The 4,549-nt window shown below is 42.9% G+C and carries 3 protein-coding genes and 1 pseudogene; all 4 read left to right on the top strand.

Features of this window, described 5'->3' with window-relative positions:
* A pseudogene (locus tag QZ135_RS24520) lies at window positions 1-233 on the top strand (UDP-GlcNAc--UDP-phosphate GlcNAc-1-phosphate transferase); the annotation flags it as partial.
* Between the two features lie 175 nt (window positions 234-408).
* On the top strand, window positions 409-2,343 hold the full coding sequence (locus tag QZ135_RS24525) for a HAMP domain-containing sensor histidine kinase (protein ID WP_294615708.1): 1,935 nt from the start codon (window positions 409-411) through the stop codon (window positions 2,341-2,343).
* A gap of 9 nt (window positions 2,344-2,352) precedes the next feature.
* A complete protein-coding gene (locus tag QZ135_RS24530) occupies window positions 2,353-4,098 on the top strand; it encodes a bifunctional metallophosphatase/5'-nucleotidase (protein ID WP_294615710.1) in 1,746 nt (581 codons plus the stop codon).
* A gap of 43 nt (window positions 4,099-4,141) precedes the next feature.
* Window positions 4,142-4,483, top strand: a complete 342-nt coding sequence (locus QZ135_RS24535) for a hypothetical protein (protein ID WP_294615712.1) — start codon at window positions 4,142-4,144, stop codon at window positions 4,481-4,483.
* The last annotated feature ends 66 nt before the right edge of the window (window positions 4,484-4,549 follow it).

Genomic DNA, 4,549 nt, shown 5'->3' on the forward strand with positions numbered 1-4,549 from the left:
TTCATGAGAATATCGGTTTGCCCCATCGGAAACATATGTATCAATTGATGGCGAACGAATTGAAGATGCCTCATGTAGTGGTATCGTTGATTTATATGGCAGTGCAGGCTTTAGTCATATCGGGCTATTTCTGTTTTGAAGAATACGGATATTGGTACCTATTGGGAGTGATTGTTTTATTAAGTATTGTTTATGTATTGTTTATGAAGAAGAATTTTTATTTGCATAAGTAATGCGTAAATGAGATTATAAATATCTCATATTTCTAATATAACGGGCGGCAAGAGTATAGTACGATAACTATATCTTGCCGCTCGCTTTTTAAAATTTTGTTTAATTTCTACAACTTTTTTCCTATCCTTATAACTTTGTTGTATATTTGCTGCAACAAACCTCTATATTCACTGAATGAGCTTATTTAGAAAATTTATATATAGCTTTCTGTGTTTCTTGTTGGTATCCCTTTGGGGGTTATCACCGACTTTTGCGGTAACTGGAGAACACCCGGTGTTGATTATCAGCTCGTATAATCCGGATGCACGCCAGACTTCCGGAAATATCTACGATTTTATGGAAGAATTTGAGCGTCTGGGCGGAAAAGCTCCGATAGCTTTGGAAAACATGAACTGCAAGAGTTTTTCAGAGTCTCCTCTGTGGAAATCCAAGATGAAGGAGATATTAGATAAATATCAAGGAAAACGTGCTCCCGTGTTACTTGTATTAATTGGTCAAGAAGCCTGGGCGGCCTATTTGTCGCAAGAAGACTCTGTTCGGGGAAATATTCCGGTGCTGACTGCACTGGCAAGCCGTAATGCTATTATTCTTCCCGATGATTCTGTTAACCTGAAAACATGGATGCCTGATGCTGTAGACTTTTTTGATGATTATGCTGATTCTCCGATTAAGGCCGGCTTTGTTTACGAATATGATGTGGAAGCCAACATCAACATGATAAAGAAACTATATCCAGATACCAGAAATGTTGCTTTTATTTCTGATAATAGCTACGGTGGTGTCTCTTTGCAGGCACATGTGGTGGCAGAAATGAAGAAACACCCGGAGTTGAACCTTATTCTGCTGGATGGACGGACGAATACGATTTATACGATAAGTGACAAGTTGCATGAACTGCCTCCAAATACGGCTGTATTGCTGGGTACGTGGCGGGTGGATATGTATGACGGGTATTTCATGCGGAATGCTACTTATACGATGATGGAGGCTGCCGGTGATATACCCACGTTCTCCATTACTTCTGTCGGTATCGGTTATTGGGCCGTGGGTGGCATTAATCCTGCTTACCGGCCATTAGGCAAGGATATGGCGCGTCAGGCTGTCCGTTTGTTGCAAGGACCTGACAGTGATAGGGTAGAGGTAGAAGTGATTCCGAATAAAGTGATGATGGATAATAAGATTGTGAAGGAAAAGAAGTTGGATTTGTCTTTCATCCATCAGCCGATAGAGATGGTGAATGAAACTCCATCATTCTATGAGCAATATAAATATCAAATCTGGACGGTGGGCACTATCTTGGTTGTGCTGCTGACGGGCTTGTTTGTCTCACTATACTTCTATTATCACACTAAGAAATTGAAAGATGAGCTGGAAGACTCCGAGAGTGCTTTGAGAGAAGCGAAAGACCGTGCGGAAGAGTCCAGCCGCCTGAAGAGTGCTTTCCTTGCCAATATGAGCCATGAAATACGTACTCCATTGAATGCGATTGTTGGCTTTTCGGATGTGCTGGCTTCGGGTGGAAGCTCGGAAGATGAACAGCAAGGTTATGTGGATATTATCAAAACCAACTCAGACTTGCTGCTCCGCCTGATTAATGACATATTGGACGTTTCACGCCTGGAGGCCGACCGGGTTACGTTTACCTTTGAAGATTGCGATGTAGTACCACTGTGTCAGCGCGTATTGGCTTCCGTCAGTCAGGCTCGTAAATCGGAAAATGAATTTATCTTTGAATGTGACCGTGAAAGCATGGATATGCGTACCGATACGCAGCGTTTGCAACAGGTCATTATAAACTTGCTTTCCAATGCCGATAAGTTCACCAGGAATGGCAAGATTACCTTGAAACTGGAAGTAGATGAAAATAAGAGAGTGGCTATTTTCTCTGTATCGGATACGGGTACGGGCATTCCGCTGGAGAAGCAGAAACTTGTATTTGAACGCTTTGAAAAACTGAACGAATATGTTCAGGGCACAGGATTGGGCTTGTCCATCTGTAAACTGACGGTAGAGAAATGGGGAGGAGAAATCTGGGTGGATGCGGGGTATATGGATGGAGCCAGATTTATGTTTACGCATCCATTAGATATAGAACAACTAAAGAAATAATTTATTACTATGAAGAGAGTTTACTTTTTTTTAGGATGTATATTCTTTCTGATAGGAGTCTTGTCGGCTCAGGATAAGATTGTTAAGCTAAAAGTTATAGAAACCAGTGATATACATGGGAACTATTACCCTTACGACTTTATGCTTCGTCATGAAGCAGAGGGAAGTTTGGCGCGTGTGTATGCTCTTGTGCAGAAGGAGCGTGAGGTTTATAAGGATAATCTGTTATTACTGGATAACGGAGACATTCTGCAAGGTCAGCCTTGTGCCTATTATTACAATTATATAGATACTGTTTCTCCCCATCTGGCAGCCGAGGTATTGAACTTCATGGGATACAGCACCGGCAATATGGGAAACCATGATGTGGAAACCGGACGTGCTGTATTCGACCGTTGGGCAGGTGATTGTAAATTTCCGGTTCTGGGTGCCAACATCATCGACACGACTACGGGAAAGACGCACTTCAAACCCTATGAAGTACTGGAACGTGACGGTATAAAGATTGTGGCGCTGGGTATGATTACCCCTGCCATCCCCGTATGGTTGTCGGAAAACTTATGGAAAGGTTTGCACTTTGACGATATGGAGGAAACCGCCCGCAAATGGATGAAGGTTATTCGTGAAAAAGAGAAGCCTGACTTGGTAATCGGCATTTTCCATGCCGGACAGGAGGCACTGTTGATGGGAGGTAAATATCGTGAGAATGCTTCTTTGGAAGTGGCTCGCAATGTTCCCGGATTCGATATTGTATTGATGGGACACGACCATGCCCGTGAACTGAAAAAGATTAAAAACATAGTGGGAGATTCTGTGTTGATTATGGACCCGGCAAGCAAAGGAGTCGTTGTGGCAAATGCGGATGTTACCTTGAAGCTGCGTAACGGAAAAGTGGTAGATAAACAGATTAATGGAGCATTGACAGAAATAAAGGACTACGGTGTAAGTGAAGATTTCATGAAACATTTTGCTCCTCAGTTCGATGCCGTTCAGGACTTTGTATCCAAGAAGATAGGCCACTTCACTGAAACAATTTCTACGCGTCCTGCTTATTTCGGTTCATCGGCTTTCATTGACCTGATTCATACGTTGCAGCTCGAAATCACCGGTGCTGAAATATCCCTTTCCGCTCCTTTGTCATACGATACGGAAATTAGCAAAGGGGATGTCTTTGTGAGTGATATGTTCAATCTGTATAAGTATGAGAATATGCTCTATACTATGAAGTTGTCCGGCAGGGAGGTGAAAGATGCTTTGGAAATGTCGTACAGTCTATGGACAAATCAGATGAAATCTCCGGATGACCATTTGCTGTTGCTGCGTAAGAAACGTCGTGACGGGGCAAACGACCGTGCTTCATTCCAGAACTTCAGCTTTAACTTCGATTCGGCTGCCGGAATCATTTATACGGTGGATGTGACAAAACCCAACAAGGAAAAGGTGACTATCATCAGTATGGCAGATGGCACTCCTTTCTCTATGGACAAGATGTATAAAGTGGCATTGAATTCGTATCGTGGTAACGGCGGTGGAGAATTATTGACTAAGGGAGCCGGTATTTCTCAAGATGAATTGAAAGATCGCATCCTGTTTTCTACAGATAAGGATTTGCGTTATTATCTGATGCAATACATTGAGAAGAAAGGTGTGGTTGAGCCACATGCGTTGGGGCAGTGGAAGTTTATCCCTGAAGAATGGACTGTGCCTGCCGCTAAACGCGATTATGAGTACTTGTTTGGAAAAGTGGAAAAATAATTGCTATCTTTGCAGTCGCAATTTTTAATAGTACTGTAGAGACGTGAACAAAGAGGTAAAAAGAATCATAGGAGCTGTATGCTTGTTGGTGCTGTTTGTGGCATATCAGGCAAGTATTACAGCATTTACCCATGTTCATTACGTCAATGGAGTGATTATTACGCATTCCCACCCTTTTCATGGTACGCATACACACTCCAAATCCGAACTTGTCGTTATAGGCCGGTTGTCAACTTTCCAAGTTCCGGAGGTTGATGTATATCAGGAATTACATCCAATGAGGATACTTCTGGCTGTGCTGGAAGCTGAACGACTGACGCCCTTAGTGAAGGGAGAGTTAAAACAGACAGTATCTCTTCGTGCTCCGCCGGGGCTCGCGGCATAAATGATAATTTAGCGCGGAGCGCTAAATAAAGTTACGAGCTACGAGCTACCAGTAACGAGTTGCTGC

This window comes from uncultured Bacteroides sp. (assembly GCF_905207245.1).
In the GTDB taxonomy this organism is placed as follows: domain Bacteria; phylum Bacteroidota; class Bacteroidia; order Bacteroidales; family Bacteroidaceae; genus Bacteroides.

Bases quoted from the DNA above. Each gene is read 5' to 3' on its own strand.
- QZ135_RS24525 (WP_294615708.1), top strand. From the start codon at position 409: ATGAGCTTATTTAGAAAATTTATATATAGCTTTCTGTGTTTCTTGTTG.
- QZ135_RS24530 (WP_294615710.1), top strand. From the start codon at position 2,353: ATGAAGAGAGTTTACTTTTTTTTAGGATGTATATTCTTTCTGATAGGA.